Raw genomic sequence first — 14479 nt, 5'->3', positions numbered from 1 at the left:
ACGCTCAGGTTCCCCTTGACGGCGCTGCAACTAAGGCGGAGGATTAACTTTCAAGGGTGGCAATGGAACGATGGCGCTCGTGCCAAAAGACCGCTCAAATTCGAGGTAAACGTCACGCAATCATGGCTGAGGGCTCCAGCAGCGCTGGTCGCGATTCGCGTCGAATCTCCGGATCAAACCAGTGGCTGGATTAATGTCCGACACCATTCACACGCTCTCGACGACCGGCATGACGCCGAAGCGCCAGATTCAGAGCTGGATCGACGGGCTGACGAGCCTGTGCGGGCATTTCGACGTCGATCCGCTGGAGGCGTCCTCACTCGAAGGCCGCATCGACTATACGAGCGTGTCGCGCCTGAAGCTCTGCCAGATCGAGGTGAGCCAGCATCGCATCGCGCACACGCTGGCGCGTGCGAAGGCGAATGAGCACCCCTACATCAAGATTCACTTCCAGACCTACGGCGTGTCTTATTTCGAACAAGAAGGCCGTCACATCGAGATCAATCCCGGCGATATCATCGCCTATGACGTCTCGTGCCCGCATTCGATCATCAGCCCGGCCTTCACGCGTCACGACGTCGTGATTGTGCCTAAGGCGCTGCTGCGCGATCGCGGATTTCCGTCGCAGCGGATGCCCGCCTGCAAGCTGTCGGCGAAGACGGGCACCGGGCGGATTGCCCACGATTTCGTCCATGCGACTTTCGACGAAGCTGCCAAGCTGTCGGCGAACAGCGCGGTCGGGGTTGCCGATTCACTGATCGATCTGTTGCTGTTGCCGCTGCGCGAAGCCGACACGATGTTCGATCGCGTCGGGCCCGAAGCGATGTATGTGCGCGCGCAGTTCTTCATCCGCGAGCACCTGCGCGATCCGGATCTGTGCATCGACCAGATCTCGGCCGAGCTCGGCTGCTCCAAGCGCTACCTGCACATGCTGTTCTCCGAGCGCGGCACCACCGTGAGCGACTACATCTGGCAGGCGCGCTTGCAGAACTGCCGTCAGGAGCTCGAGGCCCACGCCGGCAAGACCATCACCGACGTCGCCTTCTCCTGGGGCTTCTCCAGCTCGTCGCATTTCAGCCGGGTGTTCCGGAAATATTTCGGCGTGGTGCCGTCCTCCATCCACAAGGCGCAGCAGGTCGCGGCCAGCTCGGGCGAGCATTAGCAGGAAGGGCGCTTAGCCCTCCCTTGCTTGCCGGAAATCTTGATACTCGGTCGATCGAAGGCGTTCGCGAGGCAGCCGCGCTCGCGCGCAGCTGATCACTATTGCAGTCCCAGGCCGCTGCAATACCAGGCCATGTCTTCGTGCCGCCAACCGCGCTTGACGCCTGATTCCTTGCATTCATTGTAGGTCTTGAAGTTGGCTCCGTTGCGGCAGCCCGATGGGTAGGATCCGAAGCCGCCGCCCGAGGTAGAGCACGCGACCGAGCTGACCTTCGTTGTCGAAGTCGAGGCGTCGGTGCTCTTGGGCGCCGCATTGGCTGAGCCGATCGACAGAATGGTCAGGCTCGCAAGAAGAAAAACCGGAGTCTTCATCGTCTTCTTCTCCTGAACGGAGGATAGCGTTGTGCTATCCCAGGTAAATTCTATCAAAAAATGCAACCTGATACAACGTGCGGTTTACGTTTGCTGAAGGGCCCTTGCGGAGGGCTTCAGGTGCGACGCGATGGAAGGAAGGATTGCGGCGCGCGAGCCTCAATCGGCGCGAAGCTGCTCGTTACGCCGTCGCCGCGACGTAGGGAATGCCGGCCAGGAGCGCGACCAGCAGCGCCGCATTGGCCAGCATTCCGCTCCAATGCAGCCGCCGCAGCCGGCGCGGGGCATCGGCATCGCCGGCGTGGCTCGCGCTGAGCTGATCGTCCACCCTTTGCATGAACCAGCGGCGTCCCCAGATCGCCAGCGCCGCGAGCATGCCGACGCCGAGCGCGGCAAGCAGGCGGCCGTCGACGAGGAGCGCCACGGTTCCGATGAGGGCGGCGACGCGCATCACCAGGAAATGGGCGTTGAACATTCCGCGCAGCAACTGGGCGACGGGCTGTATATCGAGCTTCACCAGAAGGAACGCGGGCGAGGCCAGCGTGAAATAGCCCATCGGAAAAAGCAGGATGACCATGACTGCGACGGCGACTGCATCAGGTGTCATGCGATCGGCCCTTGTTGGCCGCGGGCAGAGGGCTTCCAGCGGCGGCGCGCAATCATAGCGGGAAATTGCGCGTCCGACACTAGGCTTTGGTCGGATTCCGGGACCGGGGAAGGGCGATCGGCGCGCCGGCCGGCGGCTAGGCTGGCTCCAGGCCGAGCGACTTCGCGCTCTCGATCCAGATCGGCAGTTCGCGCTGATAGAGGTCGTTGGTCGCCTTGAAGCCGATCGCGGGTTCGAGCACAAAGGTCGCGAGGACCTCCTTGACCTTGGGATCGCTGTTGGCGGCGACGCACAGCTCCGACAGGCGGTCGACCACGGCTTGCGGTGTTGCCCTGGGCACGGCCCAGCCCGAAAAGCCGCTCACGGTGAAGAATTTCGAGGTCGCGCCCTGCTCGGGAAGGGTCTTGATCGCGGGGATCGCATCGACCTTCTTCGAGTGCACGGCGAACACGCTGCCGCGGTCGCTCTGCAGCACCGATTGTGCGGCCGTGTAGCTGCCCATCGCGGCATCGAGCGTGCCCTCCAGCATTCCGGTCCACATCGGGGCTTCGCCGCGATAGTGCACCGGCTCGATGTTGAGGCCGTATTGCTTGTTGAGCTCGTTGATCGTCATGTGCGGGGCCGAGCCCGCGCTATAGGTGCCGAAGTTCACCTTGCCGCTCTTGCGCGCGAAGGCAACGAAATCCTCCAGCGTCTTGACCCCGGTCTTCGGGTTCGCCACCAGCAACAGGCCGGCGCCGGGAATGACGCTGACCAGCGTCAAATCCTTGTCCATGTCGTAGCCGGGATTCTTCATCACCACCCGGTTCATGATGTACGTGGTCGAGATCGAGCACAGAATGGTGTGGCCATCGGGCTCGGCGCGGGCGACCTCCGCGGTGCCGATCGCGCCGGAGGCGCCGGGCTTGTTCTCGACCACCACGGTCTTGCCGATCTGCTTGGAGATGAATTCGCCATAGGCGCGCGCGAGCAAATCGGTCTGCCCGCCGGCGGGATAGCTGCAAATCATGCGGATCTGCCGCGCCGGCCAGCCTGCCTGCGCCGAGGCGCTACGCGAGACGAAAGGCATCGCGACGGCGCCGGCCCCAGCGGCGATGAAGTGGCGGCGATCGATTGTCTTGGACATGATTCTCTCCCGGTTCCCTGGAGGGTACTGCACCAGGCTTGCCCTGCCACGGGCCTCAGGCGAGACAGATTGGCGCATTCCGGCTGATCACCCACGGAACATCGTGGGCGGAGTAGGTGCTCCGGGCTCAGCGGAGCGCTTCTTCAGCGGTGCGCTGCAGAGCCGGGGTCCATTCGGCAGCGCATTGCGCGGCCTGCTGGGTCCCGGCTCAGCGGAGCGTCACTGCGTGCCGCACCGCGTCCGGGACACAAAGCCTTCCCAATCATCGCTGAATGATCTTTGTCCACACGTCGCCCAGAATCGCGGGCTCGCGCGGCGGTAAATAGGTGAGGCCGGCCTGCTTGCCGAAGTCGGCGATCTTGCCTTCGCTCGCGAGGGCGCTCAGCGCCTTGTTGACGGCGTCGATCAGTGCGGGATCGCTGCCGAGCCCGACATAGCCGCGATTGGCGCCGATCGGATAGTAATACCCGGACGCCGAGATTGCGGTGTCGGGGTGCGCGGCGCGATGGGCGTCGAAGCGCGCAAGGTCGATCAGCGTCGCGTCATGGTCGCCGCGCTGCAGGGCGCCGAGCAGATCGTCGCGGCCGGGAACGAGATGGGTGATGTTTTCGATCAGCCGTCCCTTGTCGAAGGTCATCAGGATGGCATCGCCGAGCGAGCCGCTTTCGATGACCAGACGAAGCCCGGCGAGATCGCCGATGTCGCCGATCTTGCGGCCCCTTGCCTTCGGTCCAAGCACCACCGTCATCGGCGAATAGACGTAAGGCTGGCTCGGGGCGAGCACGCCGAGCGCGACGCGGCGCCGCCGGTCGTCGCGCGTGGCGCCCGCGAAGTCCGGCAATCGCGCGGTCTTCATCCCGGGGACGACCAGCGAATCCTGCGTCAGCGCGTAGCCGCCGACCAGCGAGCAGCGCCCATCCGAGAGCAGCGCATTGGCCTCGAGCTGCGGGCTGGAATCCTCGTCCAGCTTGCTCTCGAACCATTGGATCGCCAGCGGCCGCCCGAGCCGCTCCGCAATCGCCTGCGCCAGCAGCACGTCGAAGCCGGCATCCGGCTTGCCGCGGTGATGCACCGAGAGCGGCGGCCGGTCCTCGTCGAGGCAGATCCTGAGGGGACCGTCGGCCGCGACCGCAGCCGAGGCCATCGTCGAAAGCAGCGCGACGAGGCTCCATGCAACAGACCGGCCTCTCATGGCTTCCTCCGGCTGGAGATGAAGGCCCAGAGAGAGCCGATCTCGTCGTCGTTGAGGATATCGCCCCAGGGCGGCATCCTGTTATTCTTGCCGTTCTTCACCGTAGCGACGAAGCGGGTCTTGTCGTCGGGGAAAGCACGTAGGTCCGGCGTGATCGTGCCGGAGTTCATCAGGTTGGGGCCATGGCAGTGTGAGCATTTCGAAGCATAGGTCGACTTGCCATGGTCGATCTGTGCCTGCATGGGATTGCCGGTTGCGTCGTCCGCGGCGCGAACGGTCGCCGCAAGCGCAACCGTCAGCCCCGCGACGGCGGCGAGGATCGCCGCCGTCTTGTGAGATAGCCCTCTCAGCATCATGCCGTGGATTACTGCTTCACCGCAAACAGCCACAGCGAGCCGCCGGGCGGCACCTTGGCAAGCCGCTCGTCGCCGGAGAACAGCGAGTAGACGCCGCCGTAACCGCTGGTCACCGCGACATACTGCACGCCATCCTGCTGCCAGGTCACCGGCTGGCCCTCGATGCCGGACCCGGTCTGGAACTGCCAGAGCTTCTTGCCGGTGTCGGCGTCGAAGGCCTCGAACTCGCCCGTGAGAGCGCCCGAGAACACGACGCCGCCTGCGGTCGACAGCACGCCCGAGAAGCGCGGAATGTCGCTCGGTGCTTCCCACTTCGACTTGCCGGTCATGGGATCGATGGCCTTGAGGTGACCGCGCGGCCCGTCGCCGAACTCCCAGGGGTCGGTCAGGTCCATGCCGAGATACCATTCACCCTGCTTGAAGGTGACGGGCTCGGCCTTGTACTTGCCGCCGAAGTTGAGCGTGTTGGCGTAGGCGAGGCCGGTCTGCGGATTGAACGACATTGGCTCCCAGTTCTTGCCGCCGAGGATCGACGGATAGACGGTCACCTTCTTGCCCTCGCGCGCGTCCTTGGCGACGTCGGTCTCGATCGGCTTGCCGGTCTTCATGTCGACGCCGGTCGCCCAATTGACCTTCACGTAAGGGTTGGCCGCGAGCAGCTTGCCGTTGGTGCGATCGAGCACGTAGAAGAAGCCGTTGCGGTTGGCATCCATCAGGACCTTGGTCGGCTTGCCCTCGACATTCATGTCGGCGAGGACCATCTCGGCCACGCTGTCATAGTCGAACGGATTGTTCGGCGAGAACTGGTAGTGCCACTTGATCTTGCCGGTCTTGGGATCCATCGCCAGCACGGAGCAGGTGTAGAGGTTGTCGCCGGGGCGAACCGCCGAATTGAACGGTCCGGGATTGCCGATGCCCCAATAGACCGTGTTCAGCTCGGGATCGTAGGAGCCCGTGATCCAGGTCGAGCCGCCGCCGAGCTTCCAGGTGTCGCCCTTCCAGGTGTCGCCGCCCGGCTCGTCCGGCGAGGGGATCGAATGGGTGCGCCACAGATGCTTGCCCGTTGCGGGATCCCAGCCGTCGATGAAGCCGCGCGTGCCGAACTCGGCGCCGGAGATGCCGGTGATGACGACGCCGTCGGCTACCAGCGGGGCCACCGTCATCGAATAGCCTTCCTTGATGTCGGCCGCCTTCTGCCGCCACAGCTCCTTGCCGTTCTTGGCGTCGAGCGCGATCACGTTGGCGTCGAGCGTCGTCCGAAACAGTTTGCCCTCGTGAATTGCGACACCGCGGTTGATGATGCCGCAGCAGACGATGCGCGGCGTCTCGGCGGGGTATTCGACCTTGGTTTTCCAGATCTGCTTGCCGGTCTTGACGTCGACCGCCATGGTCGCGTTGTGCGACGTCACGTAGATCACGCCCTGATAGACGATGGGCTGTGATTCCTCGCTGCGATCGTCGTTGAAGGAGTAATTCCAGACCGGGACGAGATTCTTGACGGTGTCCTTGTTGATCTGGTTCAGCGTCGAGAAGCGCTGCAGATTGTAGCCCATCCCGTAGTTGAGAACGTTCGATGTATCAGTCGCGCCCTTGACCAGCTGCTCGGTGGTCTGTGCGCTTGCACACGTCGATGCAAGCATGACGAGGCTCGCGGCCATCGCAAAGCGTTTCATCCGTTCCTCCCAATATGCGCGCCTTTTGACGCTGCGACAGCAACACTCCGTCGGAAACCAAAACGCGTCAATACGAAAGTCGCATGTGTCGTGACGATATCGCTGAGCACAGGTGCTGGTCACCTTACGGAAACCTGACGTGGTGAAGTCGCACTTGTGCGGAGACGCTGCGAAAATTCCGCGACGTGAAGCATGCCCAGGATCGTGGCGCCCGCGCCTGCCGTTCGAGTTCCCCGGGTTGTCGCGCGTGCAAGTTGCAATTCGGGGCTTGAACCGGGGACCTCTTGTGGATTTATGTCGTTTCTATCCCGCCCGAACCGGGGCTCTTTGTCTGGGAGGTCTTGATGATTTCACGTCGTTCAGTCGCGCTCGCGCTCACCATTGCATTGATGTCCGCTCCGGCATGGTCCGCCTCCGGAAATGCGGTCAAATTGTTCGATACCGACAATGACGGCACGCTCGATCTGGCCGAAGTGAAGAAGGCGGCCGCCGCGTTGTTCGCAAAGCTCGATCCCGATCATGACGGCACGCTCGATGCGCGCGAATTGCGCGGACGGTTGACGGCGAAAGAGCTCGCCGCCGCCGATCCCGACCGCGACGGCACCCTGACGCTCGACGAATATCTGTCCGTGGTCGAGCAGCGCTTCAATGCAGCCAATCCCGACAAGGATGGAACGCTGGATGCGAAGGAGCTGAACGCGCGTGCCGGCCGCGCGCTGCTGCGCTTGCTGCGGTGAAGGCCGCGATCGGAACCGACGCTATTGAGCTGCTCGTTTCGGCTCCGATTGCCGGAACATCGGTCAGCTCGGCCGGTTCTCCCCGCAATGTCCTGCCGGGCGCGGGGCAGGGTGAGCACCGACAAAGGCTGCTGACCGCGCGGGTTCGCTCGTGTCGATTCGACGTGCGGTGCGTCGCACAAGCCAGCCTCTTCCAGCTCGTGTTTGACCAAGAGAGAACTGGCTTTGTCCGAGAGAGAAATGCGGTCGCGAAGAATCGACACAGACGCGCTCACGCGTCGAATCGAGGCTTGAACTGCACTTGACGCAGCCCTAGGTTTTGCGCCGCGCGATGTCGCGCTCAATACCTTGGGAGACCCGAATGGCTTGGAAAGCTCCGAAGATCGTGGAAGTGTCGGTCGGCATGGAAATCAACATGTACGCCTGCGCTTCGCGCAAGTAAGACGAACGACCTGCTACGGCTTCGATGGCGAACGCCGTCGAAGCCGTGGCAGTGTCGGACTTTCCCTTCCCCCACTTGCGCTTCCCCCGCTGCTTCGCGCTTTGTCATTGATGCGATGCCGCTGCGAAGGCCGCACTCCTTCCCCAATCAGAATCTCGACTTTGATCTGCGGCAGTGTGTTACGCTGACGCTCGGTCAGCGCTGCTGCCGCTTGATGCGGCGCGCGCGTTTGGGGTGCGGGATGCGCGGCGGAGCTTGGCGATTTCGGGTGATGGTTGCCTGTGCGGTCGCGCTGACGCCGGCATGCGCCGGTGCCGAGGAGGGCTTCGACACCGAGCATATCTTCGGCTTCATGATCGGCACCGATGTCGGCAATCCCGGCGAGCGCGAATTCCAGAGCCAGACGACCGGCCGCTTCGGCAAGGGTGGCGGAACCTATCGCGCCCTGGAGAAGGAGTTCGAGATCGAGATCGTGCCGCTGCCCAATTTCCGCATCGAGGTCGGCGGCACCGCCAGCCTGCACGACATCACCGGCGTCCCCGATATCGACGACCGCCGCCAGTTCAACTTCCAGGGCGCCTCGCTCGACCTGCGTTACCGCCTGCTCGACCGCGAGCGCGCGCCGTTCGGCCTCACCATCGCCGCCGAGCTCCATGGTGACCGCATCGACGAGACCACCGGCGCGAAAGGGCGCATGTACGGCACCGATTTCACCCTGGCCTTCGACCGCGAGCTCATTCCGAACTTCGCCATCGGCGCCCTCAATTTGATCTATCAGCCGGAATGGGCGCGCTTCGAGGTGAGGGGACTGTCGGAGAAGAGCTCGACGATCGGCGCGGCGTTCGCGGGCCTGGTGCGGATGCGGCCCAACATGCTGCTCGGCGGCGAGCTGCGTTACTTCCGGCAATATGAAGGCATCGGCCTCGGGGAGTTTGCAGGTCAGGCCCTGTTCGTCGGCCCGACCGCCTATTTTCAGCTGTCCGAGCGCTCCCGGCTGACCTTGAGCTGGAGCATGCAGGCCTGGGGACGATCGGCCGGATCAGGCGGCAATCTCGACCTGGTCAATTTCGAGCGCCACCAGGCCCGGATGGTGTTCGGGGTGAATTTCTAGGTTTGCCCTTCCCCTCTCCCCGCTTGCGGGGAGAGGGGAAAGAGGCGCCCCCCTCACGCCCGTTTGAAACTTCCCCCTCCTTGCCTCGTATTTTTTCATGCTAATCTCAATCGTCCCCGTGAGAGGAACCCGGCATGAACCCGATTGACCTTGTGGTGACCGTGTGTGCGGTGCTCTCGCCCGCGACCTGCGAAGAGCAGCATCTGATGTTCAACTATGGCGGGTCGCCGCGGCAATGCGCGATGGCCGCGCCGCCCTATATCGCGCAATGGGTCGGCGAGCATCCGAAATGGCAGGCCGTGAGGTGGCGCTGCGAATATCCGCACCCCAACGACAAGGCGTGACGCGCCTCGCTACTTGGTGCAGTCCTTCAGATCCTTGTCGGCGATCGAGAACACCGCATCGGCCTTGATCTCGATGTCGCGAACGACGCATTGGCGTCCGTTGGGATAGCCGACCTTGGCATCGTAGCGGCCGGGCTCGACGCCGGTGATGCGCAGCCGCTCGTCGTGGTCGACCTCCTTGTCCTTGTCGTTCAGGCACTGGTTCGGGCCCCAGTCGGTCTTGCCGGCCGGTGCGAGCTGGAAGCCTGAGATCGTCTCCGTCGTCAGGTTCCAGAGCCGGATGCCCTTGCCTTTGGCCTGCGCGAGCGCTGCGCCCGGCGCAGCGGCCAGGAGGATGCCGATCGCAATCAGGGTACGCCGCATTGGTGAATCTCCTTCGACAAATTGATCCAGTTGGCTACGAACTTTCATTTCGATTCAAGCGGCGACGCCGCGAGCTCGGCCCTGATCCTGCCGAGATCGGCGTCGCTGCGCATCCCGCGCGGAATGGTGATCGGTACCTCCTGAACGATACGCGCGGGGCGCGGCGACAGGAAGAACAGCCGGTCACCGAGCCGGATCGCGTCGTCGAGACTGTGGGTGACGAGCAGCGTCATCACCGGACGGCCGGCCACCAGCGTCGCGATCTCGTCGCGCAAGCGGCCGGCGAGCGCGTCGTCGAGCGAGGCGAGCGGTTCGTCGAGCACGAGGAGATCGGGCTCGACCGCGAAGGCGCGGGCAAGCGCGACGCGCCTGGCAAGGCCGAGCGATAACTCGCCTGGAAAGTGATTGCGATGCGCATCCAGCTCCAGAATCCTGAACAGCTCCGACAGTTTCGCTTCGCTCACGTCGGGTGCCGCCAGCCGAATGTTCTGTTCGACCGAACGCCACGGCAGCAGCCGCGGCTCCTGAAACACCATGCCGATCCGCGCCTGCGGCGGACGGGTGACATGACCCCTGAAATCGCCGTCGAGACCGAGTATGATACGCAGCATCGTGCTCTTGCCGCAGCCGGACGGGCCGATCAGCACGCCGACCTCGCCGGGTTGAAGCGCGAATTTCAGTGGCGCGAGAACCTCGTGCGTTCCGCCCGCGGCATTCGTGAACGTCTTGCCTGTGATGTCGACTTCAAGCCGCACGGGGCCGCCACCGTGTTGCGCGGGCTTCGAACGGCTGCACCAGCAAGGTTTCGATGACGAGCACGACGGCGGCGAAGGTCAGCGAATAGGCTAGCAGCCGCGGCGTGTCGAACAGCTGAAAGGCGACGCCGATCTCGAAGCCGACCCCGTTCGGACGTCCGAGCAGCTCGGCGACCAGCACAATCTTCCACACCAGCGACAATCCGGAGCGCGCGGCGGCGGCGATATAGGGTGCGAGCTGCGGCAGCACGACATGGCGGAACGCGCGCCAGCGCGGCATCGCGAACACGCGCGCCATCTCGTCGAGCGAGCGGTCGAGCGCGCGGGTGCCTTCGCGCAGGGTGACGACGGCGGTCGGCAGCTTGTTGATGGCGATCGCCGCGATCGCGGCGGCCTCGGTGAGTCCGGCCCAGATATAGGCCAGCACGATCACGACCAGCGCCGGCAGATTGAGCAGCAGGATCAGCCAGGGATCGCCGAGCTTGTCTGCGAGCCTGACCCGTCCCATCAGATAGCCGATGGCGCTGCCGAGCGACATCGCGAGCACGAAGGCGAGGATCACGCGCGCCAGCGTCGCACCCAGATGCAGGAACAGGGCGCCGGATGAGGCTTCCGCGATCATCACTTCGAGCACGGCCGGCGGGGAGGGCAGCTTCGCACCGCCGACGAACAGCGCGGCAATCCACCAGATCATGAGGAACAGGGCGAACGAGAGAAGACGCAGCACCTCAGTCTCCGGGGACTGCGTGATAGAACGTGCCGGGATCGAGCTCGGCCGCGGGCCCGACGAGGTCGCGGCCGCCGGTCTCGGCAAGCACGCGATACAGCACGCGCGCGTCCTGTTCCTCGTCGGCGATGCTCCGGCGCGGAATGCCGTCGCGATAGCGCTCGCGATAGGTCTTGAGCAGTGTCGCGTCGCTCGTGCCCGTCAGCGGCGCGATCTGGTCCCAGGCCGCATCGGAGCTGATCAGCAATTGCTTGGCCTTGCGGGTCATCGCGATGAAGCGTGCCACGGCGTCCCTGTGGGCGGCTGCCCAGCTTTCGTCGAAGACGTAGCCGACCGCGGAGACGGCGCCCTTGGCGCCGAGATTCGGCAGGATCTCTTCGATGCCGGCAAGGCGCCGAAAACCCTTGGCTTCGAGCTGGGCGCAGAAATTCCAGAAATTCAGGCTCGCATCCATCTCGCCGTCGAGCGACTTGGCGGCGATCAGGGGCGGCGCGCCATAGACGATGGTCGCCTCCGATTTCAGGTCGATGCCGTCCTGCTTCATGCGGGCCTGGAGCAGCAGCCAGCTCTTGTCGATCGCCCCGCCGGCGACGGCAAGCTTGCGGCCTTTGAGATCGGCCAGTGTCTTGATCGGGGAGGCGGCGGGCACCATCACCGCGCCGAGCGCGCTGGAATAGGGATAGAAGGTGAGCTTGGCGCCGAGCGCCCGCTCGCGCGACACCCACAGCCAGTCCGACAGGATCATGTCCGCGCTGCCTGCGCGCATCGCGATCTTGCCGGCCTCGGTGCTCGCGAGCTCGCTGACCTCCAGCGTGAGGCCGGCCTCCTTGTCGAGACCGCTCGCGCGGATCGCGGCCAGCTCCCAGGAGAATGTTCCGGTTTTCTGCACCGCCAGGCGGATCGTATCCGCAGCCCGGCCTGGCGCAGCCAGTGTCAGCGCCAGCGTCGTCGCGAGCGCCATCGTCCGCCCAAATGCCCTTATCACACCGAGTGCTCTCATCGCCTTGTGAGCCGTTTCCTCTGACAGAGTGCTTTTCAGGACAATACGCATAGCATAGCTTTGCTCGCAACCCGCGGGAGGAAGCGCATGAAACTGGCCAGACAGCTACGACCGATTGTCGCCGCATTGACGGTGCTGGCGGCGACCGCATGCGTGGCGCGGGCCGAAGAGGCCAACGATTATCCCACCTCCGCGCGCGCCGAATATGTCTATGGCTGCATGAAGGCCAATGGCGAGAGTCGGCAGTCGATCGAACAATGCTCCTGCTCGATCGACGTGGTGGCCTCGATCGTCCCCTATGAGCGCTATGTTACCGCGGAGACCGCGCTCAGCATGTCCCAGGTCCGCGGCAATCTCGGCGTCCAGTTCCGCACGTCGGAGCAGGCCAACACCGCGGTGAATGATCTGCGGCGCGCACAGGCGGAAGCCGAGGTGAGGTGTTTTTGATGTAGCGGCGTAGGCGGTGCCATCTTCCTTCTCCCCTTGTGGGAGAAGGTGGCGCGAAGCGCCGGATGAGGGGTTCTATCGGCGTATTCTAGCGTGAGAGAGGTGCGCGCGGAGACAACCCCTCACCCGTCTCGCCGCTATGCGGCGAGCCACCCTCTCCCACAAGGGGAGAGGGGAAGTCAGCGTAAGCGGCGCTAACTACGTCCCCGGCTTCTCGACGTCCCACTCGTTGCGGAAGACGTGTCCCTCCGTATCCTTGGCCTCCGCGCGAAAGCGCCTGGCGCCGCTGGACACGTAGGTGAAGCGGAGATTGGGATCTTCCGAGATCGAGATGCCGCCTTCCATCGACAGCACCGGGCTGTCGTCCTGCGTCAGCTTGAGCTGGTTGACGAAGAACGCCGGAATATAGAGCTGCGTGACCTGGTCCATCTGCAGGCCGGAATTGTTGGGGTGGCCGATCATGATCTGGGCTTCACGGATACGGCTCGCCGGCGCCTCCTCGCGCGCGAACTGCCGATAGCGCATCTGGCCAAGCCGGTTTTGCGCCTCTTCGGCATTCTTGCCCGCCGGCGCCGAGCAGCCGCCGGAAGCCTTTACATAGACCTTCGATACATAGAGCTGCCCGTCGCTGAGCTCGGCCACCGCATGGACATCGGTGTAATTGTTGACGCGGACGCGCGTCGAGATCTCGGTGACGTTGGCATCCGCGCCGAGCTCGAATTTCGCTGCCATCGGCGCCGGGTTACGGTCGATCACAAGCGTGATCGAACGGATACGGCGGCTGTCTGCGGGCGACAGCTTGCTTCGCAAGGTCACCGGCACGATCGCTGCGTCCTCTGCCCGATACGGCATCTCGATGCCGATGACGGCGCTGCCGTCGTTCATGGGGCGGTTGTTGAAGATATCCTGCACCAGGCCCGGCCAGGGATCGTAGGACTCTTCAGCCTGCACCGGCGCAGCGAAGGCGAGGCCCAGCAGCGCGGCGATCACAGGCAGGCGGCGTGTCCATCGGGTCATGGTCATGATCCTCGGAGTCAGCGAAGCTGATCTCGTCCTCGGAGTCAGCGAAGCTGATCTCACGCCCTATCGTAGCGCGTCCGCTACTCCCATTCAATTTCCGAGAATGCTGCAGTTGCGTTCCGGGCATTGTAATCGCCGAACAGCTCCCAGCGCGACTGTTCCTCGGCCGCCGCCTTGTCGGCGGCAGTCCGGAGCGGCTCGCCCTTCTTGTTCAGGGCGCGCACGTCGGACAGCAGCGTTGACAGGTAACGCCGCTCGTCGGCCAGCGCGGCGGGCCAGTCGCTCACGGGGCCGTGACCGGGAACGACGCGTTGCGCCGGGATGGCCTGCAATTCCTTCAACGTGTCGAGCCAGCCGCGGATGCTGCCGTCCATGACCGGAATGTGGCGGAGAAACACGAGATCGCCCGCAAACAGCGTCCCGGTCGTCTCGTCGAACACGGTGACATCGCTATCGCTGTGCCCGGTCCGCCATGCCCGCAAGGTGAGGCGACGGGACCCGAGATCGAGCGTCATCGTGTCGGAAACCAGGAGGGTCGGCGGAATGATCTTCACGGGATCGATCAACTCGCTGCCCATGATGCGACGGAAATTGTCGAGATAGTAGGGGCCACGCGTCGCGAGCGCCTGCGGCAGCTTGCTGTGGCCGACGAAAACTGTGCCTCCGGTCGCGAAGGCCGCATTGCCGAAGACATGGTCAGGATGGCCGTGGGTATTGATGACATAGCGGATCGGCTTGGGCGTGCGGGCCCGCACCGCGGCCAGCAGCGCCTCGCCTTCGCGCAGGCTGCCGCCGGTGTCGATGACGGCCACCGCCTCGTCGCCCACGATGAATCCGACATTGGCGATGTCGCCCTCGTTTTGGCGGGTCATCAGCGCAATGGTCCCGGAGTGCACGAAGATACCGGTTGCGACTTCGCTCACAGGCAATTCGGCCGTCCCGGCCCGTGCTAGCGTTGCGGTCCCCAGCAGGGACAAGGCTGCGATCACTCGAGCGATGCGAGACACTTTTCCGCCTCAGTTCAAAGGATTGGCTGCATTGCACTG

18 protein-coding genes are annotated in these 14479 nt (G+C 64.2%); 6 read left to right on the top strand and 12 right to left on the bottom strand.

Translation table 11 applies throughout. The features are described from left to right. Positions 1-193 precede the first annotated feature (193 nt). Positions 194-1162: a helix-turn-helix domain-containing protein gene (locus tag QRQ56_RS23770; protein ID WP_438743387.1), complete on the top strand. Its 969-nt coding sequence runs from the start codon at positions 194-196 to the stop codon at positions 1160-1162. A gap of 98 nt (positions 1163-1260) precedes the next feature. Here QRQ56_RS23770 and QRQ56_RS23765 read toward each other — a convergent pair whose 3' ends face one another. From QRQ56_RS23765 to QRQ56_RS23740, 6 genes are all read right to left on the bottom strand, one after another. Beyond that, on the bottom strand, positions 1261-1533 hold the full coding sequence (locus tag QRQ56_RS23765; RefSeq protein WP_438743385.1) for a hypothetical protein: 273 nt from the start codon (positions 1531-1533) through the stop codon (positions 1261-1263). A gap of 181 nt (positions 1534-1714) precedes the next feature. Further along, on the bottom strand, positions 1715-2140 hold the full coding sequence (locus QRQ56_RS23760) for a hypothetical protein (RefSeq protein ID WP_438743384.1): 426 nt from the start codon (positions 2138-2140) through the stop codon (positions 1715-1717). Between the two features lie 136 nt (positions 2141-2276). Beyond that, positions 2277-3266 (bottom strand): Bug family tripartite tricarboxylate transporter substrate binding protein, encoded by a 990-nt coding sequence (locus QRQ56_RS23755; protein WP_438743382.1) that lies wholly within the window; start codon positions 3264-3266, stop codon positions 2277-2279. A 262-nt stretch (positions 3267-3528) separates the two neighbouring features. Then, a complete protein-coding gene (locus tag QRQ56_RS23750; protein WP_438743381.1) occupies positions 3529-4458 on the bottom strand; it encodes a substrate-binding periplasmic protein in 930 nt (309 codons plus the stop codon). Then, positions 4455-4811, bottom strand: coding sequence for a c-type cytochrome (locus QRQ56_RS23745; RefSeq protein ID WP_438743731.1), 357 nt, complete (start codon positions 4809-4811; stop codon positions 4455-4457). The genes QRQ56_RS23750 and QRQ56_RS23745 overlap by 4 nt, the downstream gene beginning before the upstream one ends. Before the next feature lie 11 nt (positions 4812-4822). Beyond that, positions 4823-6487, bottom strand: coding sequence for a methanol/ethanol family PQQ-dependent dehydrogenase (locus QRQ56_RS23740; RefSeq protein WP_438743380.1), 1665 nt, complete (start codon positions 6485-6487; stop codon positions 4823-4825). A gap of 344 nt (positions 6488-6831) precedes the next feature. Here QRQ56_RS23740 and QRQ56_RS23735 point away from each other — a divergent pair, with 344 nt between their 5' ends. The 4 genes from QRQ56_RS23735 (at position 6832) to QRQ56_RS23720 (ending at position 9121) form a co-directional block, all read left to right on the top strand. After that, positions 6832-7224 (top strand): EF-hand domain-containing protein, encoded by a 393-nt coding sequence (locus QRQ56_RS23735; RefSeq protein WP_438743378.1) that lies wholly within the window; start codon positions 6832-6834, stop codon positions 7222-7224. A gap of 361 nt (positions 7225-7585) precedes the next feature. Continuing rightward, positions 7586-7666, top strand: coding sequence for a pyrroloquinoline quinone precursor peptide PqqA (gene pqqA / locus QRQ56_RS23730; protein ID WP_035663753.1), 81 nt, complete (start codon positions 7586-7588; stop codon positions 7664-7666). A gap of 271 nt (positions 7667-7937) precedes the next feature. Further along, positions 7938-8777: a hypothetical protein gene (locus QRQ56_RS23725; RefSeq protein ID WP_438743376.1), complete on the top strand. Its 840-nt coding sequence runs from the start codon at positions 7938-7940 to the stop codon at positions 8775-8777. 134 nt (positions 8778-8911) lie between these two features. Continuing rightward, positions 8912-9121 carry a hypothetical protein gene (locus tag QRQ56_RS23720; protein WP_194403575.1) on the top strand — a complete coding sequence of 70 codons (210 nt, stop codon included), beginning with the start codon at positions 8912-8914 and terminating at the stop codon, positions 9119-9121. A 9-nt stretch (positions 9122-9130) separates the two neighbouring features. On the opposite strand, the gene QRQ56_RS23715 is transcribed toward QRQ56_RS23720, so the two are convergent. From QRQ56_RS23715 to QRQ56_RS23700, 4 genes are read right to left on the bottom strand one after another with little or no spacing between them, the layout of a single operon-like run. Next, complete coding sequence (locus tag QRQ56_RS23715) at positions 9131-9484, bottom strand: hypothetical protein (RefSeq protein ID WP_438743374.1); 354 nt, start codon at positions 9482-9484, stop codon at positions 9131-9133. A gap of 44 nt (positions 9485-9528) precedes the next feature. After that, positions 9529-10239, bottom strand: coding sequence for an ABC transporter ATP-binding protein (locus QRQ56_RS23710; protein ID WP_438743373.1), 711 nt, complete (start codon positions 10237-10239; stop codon positions 9529-9531). Further along, positions 10229-10966, bottom strand: a complete 738-nt coding sequence (locus QRQ56_RS23705) for an ABC transporter permease (protein WP_438743372.1) — start codon at positions 10964-10966, stop codon at positions 10229-10231. The genes QRQ56_RS23710 and QRQ56_RS23705 overlap by 11 nt, the downstream gene beginning before the upstream one ends. Before the next feature lies 1 nt (position 10967). Then, a complete protein-coding gene (locus tag QRQ56_RS23700) occupies positions 10968-11927 on the bottom strand; it encodes an ABC transporter substrate-binding protein (protein ID WP_438743370.1) in 960 nt (319 codons plus the stop codon). Between the two features lie 126 nt (positions 11928-12053). On the opposite strand from QRQ56_RS23700, the gene QRQ56_RS23695 reads away from it, so the two are divergent. Then, positions 12054-12413: a hypothetical protein gene (locus tag QRQ56_RS23695; protein WP_438743369.1), complete on the top strand. Its 360-nt coding sequence runs from the start codon at positions 12054-12056 to the stop codon at positions 12411-12413. A gap of 198 nt (positions 12414-12611) precedes the next feature. Here QRQ56_RS23695 and QRQ56_RS23690 read toward each other — a convergent pair whose 3' ends face one another. After that, a complete protein-coding gene (locus QRQ56_RS23690) occupies positions 12612-13430 on the bottom strand; it encodes a quinoprotein dehydrogenase-associated SoxYZ-like carrier (protein WP_438743368.1) in 819 nt (272 codons plus the stop codon). An 83-nt stretch (positions 13431-13513) separates the two neighbouring features. Continuing rightward, positions 13514-14440: a quinoprotein relay system zinc metallohydrolase 2 gene (locus QRQ56_RS23685; protein WP_438743367.1), complete on the bottom strand. Its 927-nt coding sequence runs from the start codon at positions 14438-14440 to the stop codon at positions 13514-13516. Positions 14441-14479: the final 39 nt, after the last annotated feature.

Source organism: Bradyrhizobium sp. U531 (genome assembly GCF_051710265.1).
Lineage (GTDB): Bacteria > Pseudomonadota > Alphaproteobacteria > Rhizobiales > Xanthobacteraceae > Bradyrhizobium.
Note: the sequence above shows the minus strand (reverse complement) of the source record. Positions and strands in the feature narration are given on the sequence as shown.

Bases quoted from the DNA above. Each gene is read 5' to 3' on its own strand.
- QRQ56_RS23755 (WP_438743382.1), bottom strand. From the start codon at position 3,266: ATGTCCAAGACAATCGATCGCCGCCACTTCATCGCCGCTGGGGCCGGC.
- QRQ56_RS23725 (WP_438743376.1), top strand. From the start codon at position 7,938: ATGGTTGCCTGTGCGGTCGCGCTGACGCCGGCATGCGCCGGTGCCGAG.
- QRQ56_RS23715 (WP_438743374.1), bottom strand. From the start codon at position 9,484: ATGCGGCGTACCCTGATTGCGATCGGCATCCTCCTGGCCGCTGCGCCG.
- QRQ56_RS23700 (WP_438743370.1), bottom strand. From the start codon at position 11,927: ATGGCGCTCGCGACGACGCTGGCGCTGACACTGGCTGCGCCAGGCCGG.
- QRQ56_RS23720 (WP_194403575.1), top strand. From the start codon at position 8,912: ATGAACCCGATTGACCTTGTGGTGACCGTGTGTGCGGTGCTCTCGCCC.
- QRQ56_RS23690 (WP_438743368.1), bottom strand. From the start codon at position 13,430: ATGACCCGATGGACACGCCGCCTGCCTGTGATCGCCGCGCTGCTGGGC.
- pqqA (WP_035663753.1), top strand. From the start codon at position 7,586: ATGGCTTGGAAAGCTCCGAAGATCGTGGAAGTGTCGGTCGGCATGGAA.
- QRQ56_RS23735 (WP_438743378.1), top strand. From the start codon at position 6,832: ATGATTTCACGTCGTTCAGTCGCGCTCGCGCTCACCATTGCATTGATG.
- QRQ56_RS23740 (WP_438743380.1), bottom strand. From the start codon at position 6,487: ATGAAACGCTTTGCGATGGCCGCGAGCCTCGTCATGCTTGCATCGACG.
- QRQ56_RS23765 (WP_438743385.1), bottom strand. From the start codon at position 1,533: ATGAAGACTCCGGTTTTTCTTCTTGCGAGCCTGACCATTCTGTCGATC.
- QRQ56_RS23750 (WP_438743381.1), bottom strand. From the start codon at position 4,458: ATGAGAGGCCGGTCTGTTGCATGGAGCCTCGTCGCGCTGCTTTCGACG.
- QRQ56_RS23760 (WP_438743384.1), bottom strand. From the start codon at position 2,140: ATGACACCTGATGCAGTCGCCGTCGCAGTCATGGTCATCCTGCTTTTT.
- QRQ56_RS23770 (WP_438743387.1), top strand. From the start codon at position 194: ATGTCCGACACCATTCACACGCTCTCGACGACCGGCATGACGCCGAAG.
- QRQ56_RS23695 (WP_438743369.1), top strand. From the start codon at position 12,054: ATGAAACTGGCCAGACAGCTACGACCGATTGTCGCCGCATTGACGGTG.
- QRQ56_RS23745 (WP_438743731.1), bottom strand. From the start codon at position 4,811: ATGCTGAGAGGGCTATCTCACAAGACGGCGGCGATCCTCGCCGCCGTC.